Origin of the sequence: Vibrio sp. Vb2880 (assembly GCF_033337975.1) — a bacterium.
GTDB classification, from domain to species: Bacteria; Pseudomonadota; Gammaproteobacteria; order Enterobacterales; family Vibrionaceae; genus Vibrio; species Vibrio alginolyticus.
The window spans coordinates 83,711-99,801 of record NZ_JAWORT010000014.1; the positions used below are offsets into that span (position 1 = coordinate 83,711).

General features: G+C 46.6%; 13 protein-coding genes and 1 other RNA gene. All 14 read right to left on the minus strand.

The window, feature by feature from the left end; translation table 11 throughout:
• Positions 1-8 precede the first annotated feature (8 nt).
• Positions 9-1,271, minus strand: a complete 1,263-nt coding sequence (gene ftsA, locus R7M92_RS15880) for a cell division protein FtsA (RefSeq protein ID WP_005372946.1) — start codon at positions 1,269-1,271, stop codon at positions 9-11.
• Entirely contained in the window at positions 1,264-2,046 is a 783-nt protein-coding gene (locus R7M92_RS15885) for a cell division protein FtsQ/DivIB (protein WP_025768409.1), read from the minus strand. The genes ftsA and R7M92_RS15885 overlap by 8 nt, the downstream gene beginning before the upstream one ends.
• Before the next feature lie 192 nt (positions 2,047-2,238).
• Positions 2,239-3,696 (minus strand): UDP-N-acetylmuramate--L-alanine ligase, encoded by a 1,458-nt coding sequence (murC, locus tag R7M92_RS15890; RefSeq protein ID WP_005387395.1) that lies wholly within the window; start codon positions 3,694-3,696, stop codon positions 2,239-2,241.
• Positions 3,697-3,719: 23 nt separating this feature from the next.
• Positions 3,720-4,787 (minus strand): undecaprenyldiphospho-muramoylpentapeptide beta-N-acetylglucosaminyltransferase, encoded by a 1,068-nt coding sequence (gene murG / locus R7M92_RS15895; RefSeq protein ID WP_318133815.1) that lies wholly within the window; start codon positions 4,785-4,787, stop codon positions 3,720-3,722.
• Positions 4,774-5,970, minus strand: a complete 1,197-nt coding sequence (gene ftsW / locus R7M92_RS15900) for a cell division protein FtsW (protein ID WP_005372933.1) — start codon at positions 5,968-5,970, stop codon at positions 4,774-4,776. The genes murG and ftsW overlap by 14 nt, the downstream gene beginning before the upstream one ends.
• A gap of 18 nt (positions 5,971-5,988) precedes the next feature.
• On the minus strand, positions 5,989-7,302 hold the full coding sequence (gene murD / locus R7M92_RS15905) for a UDP-N-acetylmuramoyl-L-alanine--D-glutamate ligase (RefSeq protein WP_053306876.1): 1,314 nt from the start codon (positions 7,300-7,302) through the stop codon (positions 5,989-5,991).
• Between the two features lie 39 nt (positions 7,303-7,341).
• Positions 7,342-8,424, minus strand: coding sequence for a phospho-N-acetylmuramoyl-pentapeptide-transferase (mraY, locus tag R7M92_RS15910; RefSeq protein ID WP_005372931.1), 1,083 nt, complete (start codon positions 8,422-8,424; stop codon positions 7,342-7,344).
• Positions 8,424-9,788 (minus strand): UDP-N-acetylmuramoyl-tripeptide--D-alanyl-D-alanine ligase, encoded by a 1,365-nt coding sequence (locus R7M92_RS15915; protein ID WP_054574276.1) that lies wholly within the window; start codon positions 9,786-9,788, stop codon positions 8,424-8,426. The genes mraY and R7M92_RS15915 overlap by 1 nt, the downstream gene beginning before the upstream one ends.
• A complete protein-coding gene (murE, locus tag R7M92_RS15920; protein ID WP_054578500.1) occupies positions 9,785-11,266 on the minus strand; it encodes a UDP-N-acetylmuramoyl-L-alanyl-D-glutamate--2,6-diaminopimelate ligase in 1,482 nt (493 codons plus the stop codon). Before murE ends, R7M92_RS15915 begins: the two co-directional genes overlap by 4 nt.
• A 62-nt stretch (positions 11,267-11,328) precedes the next feature.
• On the minus strand, positions 11,329-13,122 hold the full coding sequence (locus tag R7M92_RS15925; RefSeq protein WP_086046525.1) for a penicillin-binding transpeptidase domain-containing protein: 1,794 nt from the start codon (positions 13,120-13,122) through the stop codon (positions 11,329-11,331).
• Positions 13,119-13,436, minus strand: a complete 318-nt coding sequence (gene ftsL / locus R7M92_RS15930) for a cell division protein FtsL (RefSeq protein WP_005372920.1) — start codon at positions 13,434-13,436, stop codon at positions 13,119-13,121. Before ftsL ends, R7M92_RS15925 begins: the two co-directional genes overlap by 4 nt.
• A 5-nt stretch (positions 13,437-13,441) precedes the next feature.
• A complete protein-coding gene (gene rsmH / locus R7M92_RS15935; protein ID WP_005372918.1) occupies positions 13,442-14,392 on the minus strand; it encodes a 16S rRNA (cytosine(1402)-N(4))-methyltransferase RsmH in 951 nt (316 codons plus the stop codon).
• Positions 14,393-14,567: 175 nt separating this feature from the next.
• An RNA gene (gene rnpB / locus R7M92_RS15940) (RNase P RNA component class A) lies at positions 14,568-14,998 on the minus strand.
• A 167-nt stretch (positions 14,999-15,165) separates the two neighbouring features.
• Positions 15,166-16,029: a 16S rRNA (cytidine(1402)-2'-O)-methyltransferase gene (rsmI, locus tag R7M92_RS15945; RefSeq protein ID WP_182038534.1), complete on the minus strand. Its 864-nt coding sequence runs from the start codon at positions 16,027-16,029 to the stop codon at positions 15,166-15,168.
• Positions 16,030-16,091 lie beyond the last annotated feature (62 nt).

Consider the following 16,091-nt stretch of genomic DNA (forward strand, 5'->3'; position numbering starts at 1 on the left):
AACTCAGGTTAAAACTCTTTTTGTATCCAGTTACGCAATTTATCGAAAAAGCCAGTTACAGATGAGCGTTTAGGTTCATTATAATCGCTATCGTCGCTAGACTGCATGTCTCTTGCGTAATGAAGTAATCCAACTGCCGTAGAATGGTACGGCTCTTTTACATAGTCAGTTAATCCGCTGACTTCGAGCGGTTTGCCGACCCTTACTTGATTGCGGAATACGCGTTCCGCACATTCTACCACTCCGTCCATTTGCGCAGCACCGCCGGTGAGTACAACTCCCGCAGCCAGATGGTGCTTGATACCCTCTTCGCGCAATTTTGCTTGTACAGAGTCGATAGTTTGGTTAACCAGTCCCATAAGCTCAGAGTAGCGTGGCTCAATCACTTCTGACAACGTTTGACGTTGCAGGCTACGTGATGGTCGTCCACCTACGCTTGGTACATTAACCGTGTCATCCTTACTGACCAGTTCACTCAAAGCACAGCCATATTTGACTTTTATTTCTTCAGCATCGCTCACTGGCGTGCCAAAAGCAAAAGCAATATCACTGGTTACAGCATTTCCTGCGTACGAAAATACTTCTGTGTGACGTAACGCACCGCCAGTCCAGATGGCCACATCCATCGTGCCGGCGCCAATATCAACCACACAAACTCCAAGCTCTCTTTCATCCTCGGTGATTACTGCATTGCTAGCAGCAAGCCCAGAAAATACGAGTTGTTCTACTTTAAGGCCGCAGCGTTCTACCGCCTTAATAATGTTGCGTGCCATGTCATTATGGCATGAGATAAGGTGGACACTCACTTCCATTCTTACCCCAGATAAACCAAGCGGATTTTTGATTCCTTCTTGGTAATCAATGGTGAACTCTTGCGGGATCACATGAAGAATTCGCTGTTCATCACCGATTTTAATCGATTTTGCGGTATGGATAGCGCGATCCATGTCTTCTTGAGACACCTCTTCATCAGAAATCGTGCCCATACCTTTTTCAATTCGGCTTGCGATATGCTTACCAGACAACGAAATGAAGACTCGGCTGATCTGGCACTCTGCCATTAATTCAGCTTGATCAATTGCACGTTGTACTGATTTTACAACCGACTCCAAATCATTCACGCCACCTTTATCCATGCCGCGTGAGGGGCTACTACCTGCGCCAATAATATTAATTTGACCGTCTGGTAAAACCTCACCCACTAGAGCCGATACGGTTGCAGTGCCTATATCAAGACCAACAATAATGTTGTCATCAGCGGCCTTAGTCATCTGTACTCTCTTCTAACTCTTGTTCAGGAAACCAACCAACTGCGGCTCCTGTATCGTACCTAAGATCGATATAACTGATTCTTTGCGTGTCACTGCCAAGCTTGTTATAGAGCTTAAAAAAGCGCTCTATACGCTCAAGAAGAGACTCTTTACCGAGCTCTAATCGAATACCGTTATCAAGAATGATTTGCCAAGCTCGTCGCTCGTTTAATACCAGAGACGATATCGCTAAACCCAATTGCTGAAACTTAGGACTCAAATCACGGTAAGTCTGTAAGACTTCCGGTCCGCTATCTTTGGGTCCGTACAGCTTCACTTTTTCTTCTTGCAACAGAGCAACATCTCCATCAAAAACGAACCCGTTTTTATCTAACAGTTCGTTGCCATTCCAAATGGCTTCTGGTTGATGCTCCGTCAAAAAAACTTTTACTGTATCCGGCCACTGCTTTCGGATTGCGGCATGCGCTACCCATGGCAGAGCTTCGACACTTTGCTGTAATACATCAATATCCTGAGACATAAATGTACCGATGTGATCAATTCGACTAAATGCAGCCTGCACATCGTCAGCTTGGACATACTCCAGTTTCCCCTGAAGTACTATTTTGGAGAGAGGTAACCTTTGGTCATCCCACATCCAACTGATCGCCGCGTACAAAACAGAACTAATTAAAGTCACAACCACAACGAAAAATAACGCACCCAAGATTTTTTCTTGGCGACCAGGGTTGTTACCCGTATTTGGTCGCTCGTCATTCAGTGCAATATTCAACAACGTCTTCGTTTCCTGACTTTTGTCGTGTACTTTTTACCCATATAATTACGCAGAGGTAAAAGTCTTGACTTTAACCTTGGGATTATACTGAGCTCTTGTAAACTATCAAACACTGATAGCAATAAATCACAATGATATTGACGCAAAATCGAGATCTGAGTCTTTATCTGTCCTTCGCATCAACAATATGTGTCAGCCAAGCATCTTGTTTATATTCAATTTAAGACCTGCCAGCTGTTTCGCCACTTTACCAATATCACCCGCACCTTGCGTTAAGATTAGGTCGCCGTCTTGTATAACGTTAGCTAAAACTGAAGGTAATTGCTCGATTTCTGGAACAAAAATCGGATCTACCTTGCCTCGGCTGCGAATTGTGCGACATAAAGCGCGCCCATCAGCACCTGCAATCGGCTTTTCACCCGCTGCGTAAACATCCAGCATGATCAATACATCCACCTGTTCAAGCACATTCGCGAAATCATCGTATAAATCACGAGTACGGCTATAACGGTGCGGTTGGAAAATCATCACCAAACGCTTGTCTTGCCAACCACTGCGTGCTGCATTAATGGTTACATCCACTTCTGTTGGATGATGGCCGTAATCATCAACAAGCATTGCATGGCCGTTGCCAGTATCAAACTCGCCAAGGTGATCAAAACGTCTTCCCGTACCTTGCGTACCAGCCATTGCCTTTAGGATCGCATCGTCTTCAATATCATCTTCAGTAGCAACCGCAATCGCAGCAGACGCATTCAATGCATTGTGACGACCTGGAATATTCAGCGTGATATCTAAGTTAGCTCGCCCTTTACGTACTACCGTAAATTTGCCTTGCTGCCCCTCTTGACGATAATCTTCAATACGTACGTCGGCATCTTCAGAAAAACCGTAAGTTATCACTTGACGACTAATACGTGGGATTAACTCTCGAACCACAGGATCGTCAATGCAAACAATTGCTTGGCCGTAAAACGGTAGATTATGAAGGAAATCGATGAAGGTTTGCTTTAAGGTTTCAAAGTCACCACCATAGGTATCCATATGATCGGCTTCGATATTGGTAACAATGCTCACCATTGGTTGCAAGTGCAGGAATGACGCGTCACTTTCATCTGCCTCTGCAATTAGAATACGACTCGAGCCTAGACGCGCATTTGTACCTGCGCTTTTCACCAAACCGCCATTCACAAACGTTGGATCAAGACCGGCTTCAGAATAGATTTGAGTAACAAGAGCGGTCGTCGTGGTTTTACCGTGTGTACCCGCAACGGCAATACCGTGACGGAATCGCATCAATTCAGCCAACATCTCTGCGCGGCGTACAATAGGGATGCGTAATTCACGTGCCGCCATCACTTCTGGGTTTTCTTCGTTGATCGCCGTTGACACAACAACCACACTGGCTTTTTCTACATTACTGGCTTGATGACCAATAAATACCGTCGCACCTTTTGATACCAAACGCTCTGTCACAGCGTTCTCTGATAGATCAGAACCTGTGATTTGGTAGCCTTCGTTCAACAGCACTTCTGCAATGCCGCTCATGCCCGCACCACCAATACCGATGAAGTGGATGGATTTCACGCGGCGCATCTCTGGCACCATTGCGCGAATCTGAGCTAAGTCTTGTGTATGTTGGATTGTCATCAATTCTATTCTCAATAATTCGGTTAACGCTTTTCGGTCAAAGCGACAATGGCTTGTGCGACAACTCGGTCAGCATTCAATTTTGCAGCACCACGCGCTTGCTCAGCCATTGTAAGTAAAACTTGGCGATCCAATTGTTGGATCTGCAGAGTCAGAGACTCAACGGTTAAATCTGGTTGTTCAATCATTTTCGCCGCGCCGCAATCCACCAAGTGGTCTGCATTAAGTGCTTGCTGGCGGTCTTTGTGCATGAATGGAACAAAAATAGCGCCTACACCTGCCGCCGAGACTTCAGATACGGTTAACGCTCCAGAGCGACAAACTAAAAGGTCAGCCCATGCGTAAGCTTCTGCAACGTCATCAATGAATTCCATTACTTCTGCATTTACCACACCATTAGCTTGGTATGCTGCGTTCACTTCTTCGGCGGCACCTTTACCCGCTTGATGACGAATACAGTAATCTTCGCCCAATTTCGACATCACTTCTGGCAGAGTTTGGTTAAGAATACGTGCGCCTTGGCTGCCACCCATCACCAAAATGCGAATTGGACCTTGGCGCTCTTGCATGCGCTCAGTTGGCGCTGCTAATTGAGTCACGTCTTCACGAACTGGGTTCCCAACCACTTCGGCATTTGGAAAAGCGCCGGGGAAAGCCTGAAAAACCTTCTTAGCGATTTTCGATAACCATTGGTTCGTTAAACCTGCTACTGCATTTTGTTCATGCAGAACAACAGGAATGCCACTCATCCAAGCGGCAATACCGCCCGGGCCGCTAACATAACCGCCCATACCAAGCACTGCGTCTGGCTGCCAGCGTTTCATGTGAGCACGAGCCTGCATAATGGCATTGATAATTTGAAATGGTGCTGCAAGAAGACGTTTAACGCCTTGACCTCGTAACCCTTTCACTTTGATAAAGTCGATTTCAATGCCATGTTTTGGCACCAAATCCGCTTCCATTCGATCCGCCGTACCTAGCCAACGGATCTCCCAACCTTGTTCTTGAAGCTGTTTTGCTACCGCCAAACCTGGGAATACGTGACCGCCAGTACCACCAGCCATCACCATCAAACGTTTATTTTGTTTCATTAGCTTGTTGTTCTGATTGTTGTTGCTCGCGTTTCAAGCGGCATTCGTAATCGATACGCAGTAGTATGGACACTGCGACGGACATAATTATTAGACTAGAACCACCATAACTGATGAGTGGAAGTGTTAAACCTTTAGTTGGAACAATACCGGCGGCAGCTCCAACATTAACCAAGGTTTGAAACGCAAACCAAATACCAATTCCGAAAGCCAGATAACCTCCGAACATTTCGCCTTCTTCAAATGCACGCTTGCCGATGTAAACCGCTTTTAGCACCAAGCTAAAAATCAGCATTAAGACCAGCACTACGCCTACGAAACCAAGCTCTTCAGCAAGTACGGCAAACACAAAGTCGGTATGCGCTTCCGGTAGATATTCCAGTTTTTGAATTGAATTACCGAGACCTTGTCCGAACCATTCACCACGACCAAACGCCATCAAAGACTGAGTCAACTGATAGCCACTACCAAACGGGTCTTCCCACGGGTCAAGGAAGGAGGTTACACGTCGCATACGGTATGGCTCGACGAGAATCAAACCAACGACAGCACCGATACCTGCCACCATCAAGGCGAGAAACTGGGTTAGTTTTGCACCTGCGATAAAAAGCATGCCAAACAGCGTGACCAGCATCACGACCACCGTCCCCAAGTCTGGCTGACCAAGTAGTAATACTGCGAAGAAGGCAAACACCATGATTGGCTTCATAAAGCCACCAAAGAACGTTTGTCGTACTTCGTCTTGCTTTCGAACTAAGTAACCAGACATGAAGATAAACAGCGATAGCTTCGCGACCTCCGCTGGCTGAAGGTTAAACAGCCCGAGGGGAATCCAACGAGACGCACCATTAACCGACTTACCCGCCAAAAGCACGATGATCAACAGTGCGAAAGAAGCCCAAAGTAAGTAATGGCTCTTCTTAAACCACTCTTGCAAAGGCACTTGCAAAATAACAGCGGAGGTCCCTAACGCCAGCACGAGAAACGTCGCATGACGAAACATAAAGTGGAACGGCTGTTCCGTTAATCGAGAGCTGATTGGAAATGATGCAGAGGTTACCATGACCAAACCAGTCAACATCAAACCCAGTGCAATCCACACTAACTGACGATCAAACATCGCCTCTGGGGCTGGATGCTTGAGCCAATTGCCAATACTGCGTTTAACGTTACCTAAACCCACGAAGTGTGTAACCTTTAATTATGCATATTTCTGAGCAAGAGCAGCGAAAGCATCACCTCTTGCCATAAAGTTGTCGAATTGATCAAAGCTAGCACATGCAGGAGACAGCATCACCATATCACCTGGTTTTAACTGCGAAGATACTTGTTGAATCACATCTTCCATAGTGTCGAAACGTATTGCAGATTCATGCAGTGGCATAAATTCATCGCCATCAGCGCCAAAGCAACACAGTTGCAAGTTAAGCGTCGCGAAGATCGGTTTTAATGGCGAGAAGTCAGCACCTTTGCCAACACCACCAACGAGTAAGTAGAGCTTGCCTGTCGATTCCAAACCAGATAGCGCAGCCATAGTGCTGGCAATATTAGTTGCTTTAGAGTCATTCACCCATTTGACGCCTTGATTATCCGCAACCACCTGGCATCGGTGTGTCAGTCCTGTGTAATTTTTAAGTGCATTCAATGCTTTGTGATAGTTTACGTCCGCAGCTTTTAATAGCGCTAAAGCAACCAGAGCGTTAGATAAGTTGTGCTTACCAACCAACTTAAGCTCATCACTTGCGACAACTCGTTGACCGTGATCGAGCAGCCAAGTACGGTTGCCATCCACCTCGAGACCAAAGTCCTGATTGTCGCTGCCAAATGTCACCAATGGCATCTCTGCGTCTGGGAAGGTTTCTTGATCATCACGGTTCACGACTGCAAGAGCAGCATGGTTAAAAATACGCAACTTAGCTTGTCGATAGTCAGACATGCCTTGATAACGATCCATATGATCTTCAGAAAGATTCAGAAACGCAGCGGCTTTGAGCTTTAAGCTTGACGTCGTTTCTAACTGGAAGCTCGAGAGTTCGAGTACATATAGGTCTGCGTCTTGTTCTAACAAATCCAGTGCAGGCACACCGATGTTACCACCAACGCCAACATCCAAACCTGCAGCCTCAGCCATCACACCTGTGAGGTCGGTTACTGTGCTCTTACCGTTTGAGCCCGTAATCGCAATCACCGGTTTCTGCACCGCCCAAGCGAATAACTCGATATCACCTACTACGGCCGTACCTTTTGCTAATACGGCTTGGATCTCTGGTGTCGCTAGCGCAATACCAGGGTTGGTCACGATAAGATCCGCGTCAGAAAGCCAGTCTGTATTCCAACCACCACTATGCAGTTGAACACTTTCCGGCAAGCGCTCTGCACCTGGAGGGTTTACACGAGTATCAATGACTTTGACCACAAGTTGTGGCTGATTTTTTCTTAGGTGTTTAACGACAGAGAGCCCGGTAATACCGAGCCCTACGACGACAACACTATGTATGTTTTGCCAACGTTCCATATTTGATCACACTGTAAATCTTGTTCTTGGAAAGCGCGATTAACGCACTTTCAATGTCGCAAGACCAATCAGAACAAGAACCATAGAAATAATCCAGAAGCGCACGATTACGCGAGGTTCTGGCCAACCTTTCAATTCGTAGTGGTGGTGAATTGGTGCCATACGGAAAATGCGCTGACCACGTAATTTGTAAGAACCTACCTGCAGGATGACTGATAGCGTTTCCATTACAAATACGCCACCCATGATCACCAACACCAACTCTTGACGAACTAGAACAGCAATGGTGCCCAATGCACCGCCAAGCGCTAGTGAGCCCACATCGCCCATGAACACTTGTGCTGGGTACGTGTTAAACCACAAGAAACCAAGGCCTGCACCTACGATTGCTGTACATACGACAACTAACTCAGAAGCATGTGGTAAGTATGGTATATGAAGGTATTCAGAGAAGTTAACGTTACCGGTCGCCCATGCAATAACCGCGAAGCCTGCTGCAACAAGAACCGTTGGCATGATTGCCAAACCGTCTAGACCATCAGTCAGGTTGACCGCGTTACTTGTACCTACAATGACAAAGTAAGTCAGAATGATATACATCAAACCAAGCTGCGGCATGATGTCTTTAAAGAATGGCACCACTAGCTGAGTTGCTGCTGTGTCTTTACCGTAAGCATACAATGCGAAAGCGACGACAAACGCGATCAACGACTGCCAGAAGTACTTCCAACGCGCGATCAAGCCATCGGTATTTTTGCGTACCACTTTACGATAATCATCAACAAATCCGACCGCACCGTAGCCAAGTAAGACTGTCAGTACCGCCCATACGTAAGGGTTGGATAAGTCTGTCCATAGCAAAATCGTGATTGAGATGGCCGCTAAGATCATGATACCGCCCATTGTTGGGGTACCACGCTTACTAAAGTGAGATTCAGGACCTTCGTTACGCACTACCTGACCAATTTGCAGCATTTGCAAACGCTTGATCATGATTGGTCCCATCCATAATGACAGACCTAGAGCGGTTAATACGCTTAGGATTGCTCGAAAAGACAAGTATTCAAACAATCGGAAAAAAGACAGGTATGGCTGTAGCAGCTCGGCAAGCCAAATAATCATTAATAATACTCCTTCAAAGCAGCAGCGACTTCAAACATACGTGCACCGTTCGCTCCTTTCACCAATATCGTATGGTTTTCAGGAACGGCTTGGTCTAGATGCTGCTTGATGTATTCAATCATCTCTTGGTGCGTCTCAAAATGAATGCCTTGGCAAAGATCACTGATCACCTTGGCGTCTGCACCATATGTGAGAACATGTTCAAATTTTTGTGGGGCAGCATGTTCCCCGACTTGACGATGAAGTGCAAGACTTTCCTCGCCCAATTCCGCCATATTACCTAAAATCAGCCAGCGTTGACCTGGGAAAGCGGCCAATAAATCAACTGCCGCTTTCATGGCTGGCACGCTCGCGTTGTAGCTGTCGTCAATCAATTTTATCTTTTCGCTCAGCGCTTCAACCTCGACGCGACCTTTCACTTTGTTCAAATGTTTAAGGCCAGCGCGAACCTCTTCTAATGTGGCGCCCATTTGTAACGCAATAATAGAAGCAGCGATGGCATTCGCAACGTTGTGTTGACCTATAATACCCAGAGACAGTTCAATTTCTTGTGAGCTTGCTGCGATATGTAAGTCAAAGCTTGCTTCACCTGCGGCGTTCAATACGATGTTAGAAGCGAAGAAGTCTGCATCAGTATTACTTTGTGAAAAAGTAATGACTTTCTTATCTGCTAACACTTCATCCCACTTGGCTTCACCATTGCTGTCTAGGTTAACAATCGCAATACCACCAGCTGAAAGGCCTTGGTAGATTTCACCTTTGGCTTGTTTCACGCCATCGATAGAACCAAAGCCTTCAAGGTGAGCGGCGGCTACATTGTTCACTAACGCGATATCTGGTTTTACTAACTGAGTCGTGTAAGCAATTTCACCTATATGGTTAGCACCAAGCTCAATCACGGCATAATCATCATCCTGCTGTGAGCGTAATAATGTCAACGGAACACCAATATCATTATTGAAGTTACCCGCCGTGAATAGCACTTTGCCTTTCAATTGCAGGATACTCGCAACCATTTCTTTTACGGTCGTTTTACCGCAACTTCCGGTGATCGCAACGGTAGGTGTTTGGCATGCTTGATGCACCCAAGAAGCAAATTCACCCAATGCAAGTTTGGTATCCGACACCACAATTTGCGGCACATTCACATCTAAGCGTTTTTCCACGAGTAAAGCACCGGCACCTGCATCTACCGCTTGTTGGCAAAAGTTGTGCGCATCAAAGCGCTCCCCTACTAACGCCACAAATAGAGCCCCACGCTCAATCGCTCGTGTATCAGTAGAAACCGCGTCGATAAGTAGATCGTCGCCGAATCGCTCGCCACGTGTGATGTCTGCAATTTGAGATAACGTTACTTTGATCATGAGGTCAATCCTAAAAGTTGCATTGCGGACTCGCGGTCGGAGTAATGAATCGTTTCGCCATTACGAATCTGATAATCTTCATGACCCTTCCCAGCTAACAAGATAATGTCGTTTGGCGAAGCATTTTCAATGGCATAAGACAGTGCTTTGAAGCGGTCATGCTGAACAATCGCTTCAGCAGGTTTTGACAGCCCAGCTAACATGTCTTTCACAATCTGAACCGGGTCTTCGCTGCGTGGGTTATCGTCAGTCAACACCACTCTGTCGCCTAGACGCTCTGCAATTTCCGCCATCATTGGGCGCTTACCTGCATCGCGATCGCCACCGCAGCCAAAAATAGCCCACAGCTGGCCTTCACAATGAACTCGTAAAGCTTGCAGCGCTTTTTCTAAAGCATCAGGAGTATGGGCATAATCAACCACGACTTTGGCACGATCCTCAGTTTGGAATAACTCCATTCGGCCGAGTACAGGTTGCAGTTGACCTGCGGTTTCGAGTAACGCTTGTTTCTCTTTACCTAAGCTTAATAAGGTCGCAAAAGCGAGCATTAAGTTGGTTGCATTAAACTCACCAATCAATGGCGCGTGCAATTCACCTGAGCCAAATTTACCATCGAACTTAATAGTAATCCCTGACTCCGCGTAACTGACTTCCGTCGCCCAAATTGCGCTTTCAAATTCAGTGTTCGGTTTGAGCGAAACAGCGACCGCATTACTTAACTGCGACGCCCATTGATGACCTACTTCATCATCAACATTGATAATGGCACGTTCACATTGGTGTTGCGTGAACAACCCAAGCTTTGCATTGGCATACTCTTCCATCGTGCCATGGTAATCAAGATGGTCACGACTTAAGTTAGTAAACACGCCCGCCGCAAATGATAATGCTTTGACACGACCTTGCGTCAGGCCATGGGAAGATACTTCTAGCGCGGTGTATGTGGCTTGTTGATTTGCGAGAGAGGAGAGCGTTTTCTGAATTTCAACGGCATTCCCCGTTGTATTCGCAGCTTGTTGCAAGTTATTGAGGAAGCCATTTCCTGTTGTTCCCATTACCGCCGCTTTATGGTCAAGCAGTTCTAGCCATTGCGCTATTAACTGGGTAATGGTGGTTTTGCCGTTGGTGCCGGTGACACCAATCAAATCCATATCAGGGTAAGCATAAAGCTTTCCAGCAATTGCGGATAAACGTTGGTCCAACCTATCAATGTAAATGACGGGAACATCATCAATGATTTCCACCGTACCATGTGTTTTGACATCGCAGGCTTGCGCCAGGGCTGCATTTGCACCTTGCTCAATTGCAGAGGCAATGAATTTACGCCCATCCACAACATGGCCAATCACTGCTACAAACGTGGTTCCAGGTTGAACTCTTCGGCTGTCGAGCTCCAATTCAGAAACAAGAACGGACGATAAGCTAGGGCAATCCACCCAAGGGGAAAGCAGCACGTCCATACTGATGGCTTTAGTCATATTTGTTCTCCGAGCTTTGGCTCAGGTTTTCTTAATTTTGTTTGCTCAGTAAACCACAGGGCTTACTGTTGGAATTTGTTTTCGTCAGGTGCAACATTGAGTATTTGTAGCGCGCCTTTCATGATTTCAGAGAAGACAGGAGACGCTACCGAGCCACCATAGTAGTCATCGCCTTGAGGCTCGTTTACGATCACTACTAAAGCAATTCGCGGATCGCTAACCGGAGCAAGCCCAGCCGTGTAGGTGATGTACTCGTCGCTGTACCCACCGGCAGAAGCTTTACGTGATGTACCCGTTTTCGCTCCTACTCGATAACCAGGAACTGCCGCTCTGCGAGCCGAGCCCCCTTTTTGAGTTACGGTTTCCAACATGTCTAATACTTGACGCGCATACTTCGCACTCACCACTTGACGTGACATGTCATGATCATTGCTTTCAATAATATGAATAGGCTCGTATTTGCCAAGGTTTCCAAGCGTCGCATAAGCATGGGCTAGCTGGATTGGTGTAATTGATAGACCGTAACCAAACGCAATCGTGGCGCGTTCAATTGGCGACCAACGAGTTCGTGTAGGAAAAATACCCGTCACTTCCCCAACTAGGTTTAGGCCAGAAAGCTCACCAAAACCCACTGAACTGTACAGCCCAAGAAGCGCCTCTACCGGCATTTGCATTGCTAGCTTCGTCACACCGATATTACTCGACTTTTTAAGGATCGTGGTCAAGCTCGCTTTGCCTACGCGAGAGACATCTCTGACTCGACTACCACCTAAACGTAGGACACCATTACCGGTATCTACGATGGTATCTTTATCGGCTATCCCATTTTCTAAGGCGGCTAAAATAACGAAAGGCTTAATGGTCGAACCAGGCTCCATTGAGTCCGTGATCACTCGGTTACGCATTTGATAGCTTTGCCAATCGCTACGATTGTTAGGGTTGTAAGAAGGAGCATTAACCATGGCCAATACGGCGCCCGTTTTTACATCCAACATGACAACGGAACCTGAAGTGGCGCGGTGGTCCGCAACGGCTTGCTTAATCGCACGATACGCAATCGCCTGTAGGCGCTGATCGATGGTTAACTGAAGTGATTTACCTTCTTGCTTGTCTTGCCAAGCAATGTTTTCCACAACACGACCATAACGGTCTTTACGAATAGTTTTCTTACCCGCCGCGCCAGTGAGCCACTCATCGTAGCTACGCTCCACACCTTCTAGGCCATGCCCGTCAATGCCTGTTACACCGACTAAGTGAGCACTAACCTCACCTGCAGGATAATAACGACGAGATTCCGACTTAAGGCCAACACCTGGCAGCTTTAGCTCACGAATATAGTTCGCCATGGCCGGACTGACCTGGCGCTGCAAGTAGATAAAGCGGCGTTTTTCATTGCGCTTGATTTTGTCTATTAACCCTTGTCGGTCAATACCAAGAACATCCGCTAATGCATGCCAACTTTTGGTCTGGCTTAACGCGTTTTCTTTAAATATCGTGGCAGGATCTGCCCAAACCGCCTCAACCGGTACACTGACAGCAAGCGGCTCACCATTTCGATCCGAAATAATACCGCGAGCAGAAGGAATGGATTTAACACGAACCGAACGTAGGTCACCTTGTTTAATAAGGTTATCTGGCTCAATGATTTGGATGTAGGCTACGCGTGCCACCAAAAGGGCAAATGCACAAAAAACAAAAAACAGTAATAGATGGAAGCGCCAACGAATCAAGAAAGATTCTTCGACCGCCACTTTCACTGCTTTGTTATCGGTTTTCTTATCCCCCGTAGCCGCTTTCTCTTTTGCTACAGGTTTACGCTTATTGGCTTGTTTCGTGTTGGATTTTTTTCTAATCATTTGAGCGTGACAACCACTTCTTTATCGCCATCAGGTCGTTTCATTTCAAGTTCTTTTTTGGCAAGGTCTTGAACACGACTGTGTTCCGCGAGGGCAGTTTCTTCCAACATTAAGTTACGCCATTCGCTATCTAATCGTTCTCGTTCAACCAACGTATGGTCTTTCTCGGTAATCGCTTGACGCGCATGGTGGGTAGCAAATACCACTCCCATTGCCGATGCCACGATCAATAGCAACAACAGTAATGGCCAGCGACCAACAGTGAGGAGATCTGTTGCAATCAACTTAGCAAGATTAGGAGTGGATTTCGTCATAATAATTAAAGCTTTTCCGCAATTCTTAACACAGAGCTGCGCGAGCGAGGGTTCATTTCAATTTCTTGTTTGCTTGGCTTAATCGCTTTGCTCACCGCTTTCATATTCGCACTACCAAGAGCACGAATTTGCTCTTCCGTCATTGGAATACCGTGTGGCACTTCAGGCCCTTTGCTCTCTTTACGGATAAAACGTTTGACCATACGGTCTTCCAGAGAGTGAAAGCTAATCACAGATAAACGGCCTTCAGGAGCCAGAATGCTCGCCGCGCCTTTAAGTGCCGTATCAATTTCTTCTAACTCACTGTTGATGTAAATACGAAAAGCCTGGAAAGCACGAGTCGCAGGGTGTTTTTTCTCTTTAAAACTTTTCGGTGCGGCATCTGAAATCAATTTTGCCAGCTGACCAGTGCGAACCATTGGCTCATTTTCTTCGTCTTCACGGTAGGCAACAATCGCTTTTGCAATACGGCGCGCATGTTTATCTTCCCCAAACTCGCGAATGACCCAAGTGATATCATCGAGGTCTGCTTCCATCAACCATTGAGATACTGGAACACCTGATGTCGGGTCCATACGCATATCTAGCGGACCGTCTTTCATAAAGCTAAAGCCACGCTCTGCGTCGTCTAACTGAGGAGAAGAAACGCCTAAATCCAGCAGAACACCATCCACTTTTCCAACTAGCCCATACTCTTCAGCATACTCAGCAATACCAGAAAATGGACCATGAATAATGGTGAAGCGAGGGTCATTGATTTTTCCTGCCTCAGCGATCGCTTGAGGGTCACGGTCGATACTGTACAGTCGGCCATTTTCACCGAGTTTAGATAGAATTGTCCGGCTGTGACCGCCACGGCCAAATGTTCCATCAATATAGACGCCGTCTGGTTTGATAGCTAAGCCATCAATGGATTCATTTAATAACACGGAAATATGTTGGAAGGTTTCGGTCATAGCTTTCTCGTTGAATGATCTTGAAGCGATTCTTTAGTGTACTGATTTCCTACATCATCGCCACCACAAGTCTAAAGTTAGACGTGATTTACGCCAAGTTTATTGGTAATGACATAGTTTGCGTCAATTAAATGCAAAAAACCCATCACTACCGAAGTAGAGATGGGTCTCGAATAGGTGGAGCCGACACATAAGCCGGGTTCTGTTCCGCTTGCGCGGCGGTAGCCATTCGTCTAGGCCAGCAATCACTCACTGGCTCGAGCAACCTACCCGCCTCCTTACGCGAGCAACGCAATGTGGAGGCCTATTTGGTCTTGCTTCAGGTGGAGTTTACCCTGCTACGAACTATTGCTAGTCGTCCGGTGCGCTCTTACCGCACCCTTTCACCCTTACCTGTACCCTTACGGGCCATCGGCGGTCTTCTCTCTGCTGCACTTGTCGTAGGCTTGCGCCCCCCAGGCGTTACCTGGCACCTTGCTCTATGAAGCCCGGACTTTCCTCCCCTTTGTCAGTCTCCCGAAGGACGTCAACGTCAGTCTCCCAAAGGGACTTCGACGTCAGTCTCCCGAAGGACATCAACAAAGCAGCGACTACCCAGTCAGCTCCGAGGGCGGATTGTATAGAGTTCTCACTTCAGAGTCTAGTTAGATCACAGATATGATGAAATGAATGCACTAAGTGATGACTTTTTAGTCAACGTGCCAAAAATAGATAATAAAAAGGCCGATGCCTAAACATCAGCCCTCATTGACCATTTATCTCGCTAGCGGCACTTAGTCTAAGTTTTCTAAGCCCCATTTATATAGCGCATTCTTCTTCAAGTTATGTATTTCTGCCACCAAAGCAGCTGCTTTTTTCAAAGGCAGCTCTTTGGTCAAAATCCCTAACGTGCGTAAAGCATCTTCAGGTAGTGAGTCGTCTGTTGTTTCACGATGGCCATGTACCAACAATACCATTTCACCACGCTGTTGGTTATCGTCACTTTTCACCCATTCAATCAGCTCACCTAACGGCATGCCTTGAATGGTTTCAAAGGTTTTTGTTAGCTCTCTTGCCAACACAACTTCTCTATCTGGGCCAAGAACGTCTAACATGTCTTGTAGAGAGTCTAAAATACGGTGCGGTGACTCGTAAAAAATACACGTACGCTCTACCGAAGCAATCTCTAGGAATTTATCCTTACGACCTTTGCTTTTCGGTGGTAAAAAACCTTCGAAGCTAAAGCGATCCGATGGCAAGCCAGAGGCACTTAACGCCGTAATGACCGCACAAGCACCTGGAAGAGGCACAACTCTAACGCCCACTTGACGACATTTTGTCACCAAATGGTATCCTGGGTCGCTGATAAGTGGCGTACCAGCGTCAGAAACTAATGCGATAGACTGACCGGAAAGCAGCTTTTCTACCAAAACTTGTGCTTTTTGCTGCTCATTGTGGTCGTGTAGAGCAAAAGTTTTGGTTTGAATATTGAAGTGAGACAGTAATTTGCCCGTATGTCGAGTATCCTCAGCGGCAATGATGTCCACAGTCGACAGAATTTCGATAGCACGTTGGGTGATATCCGCTAAATTTCCGATTGGAGTCGGTACGATATAGAGAGTTGGCCCCTCATTCGGCAACTTATTTTTATCTGTCATTTGTTTACCATCACTTCAACGATTAATATAGAGACAATTTTGTACAAAATTATAGAGAACTC

Coding starts and splice junctions, on each gene's coding strand:
- R7M92_RS15925 (WP_086046525.1), bottom strand. CDS start 13,122: ATGATTAGAAAAAAATCCAACACGAAACAAGCCAATAAGCGTAAACCT.
- ftsL (WP_005372920.1), bottom strand. CDS start 13,436: ATGACGAAATCCACTCCTAATCTTGCTAAGTTGATTGCAACAGATCTC.
- rsmH (WP_005372918.1), bottom strand. CDS start 14,392: ATGACCGAAACCTTCCAACATATTTCCGTGTTATTAAATGAATCCATT.
- R7M92_RS15915 (WP_054574276.1), bottom strand. CDS start 9,788: ATGATCAAAGTAACGTTATCTCAAATTGCAGACATCACACGTGGCGAG.
- murC (WP_005387395.1), bottom strand. CDS start 3,696: ATGACAATCCAACATACACAAGACTTAGCTCAGATTCGCGCAATGGTG.
- ftsA (WP_005372946.1), bottom strand. CDS start 1,271: ATGACTAAGGCCGCTGATGACAACATTATTGTTGGTCTTGATATAGGC.
- mraY (WP_005372931.1), bottom strand. CDS start 8,424: ATGATTATTTGGCTTGCCGAGCTGCTACAGCCATACCTGTCTTTTTTC.
- murD (WP_053306876.1), bottom strand. CDS start 7,302: ATGGAACGTTGGCAAAACATACATAGTGTTGTCGTCGTAGGGCTCGGT.
- murE (WP_054578500.1), bottom strand. CDS start 11,266: ATGACTAAAGCCATCAGTATGGACGTGCTGCTTTCCCCTTGGGTGGAT.
- murG (WP_318133815.1), bottom strand. CDS start 4,787: ATGAAACAAAATAAACGTTTGATGGTGATGGCTGGTGGTACTGGCGGT.
- rsmI (WP_182038534.1), bottom strand. CDS start 16,029: ATGACAGATAAAAATAAGTTGCCGAATGAGGGGCCAACTCTCTATATC.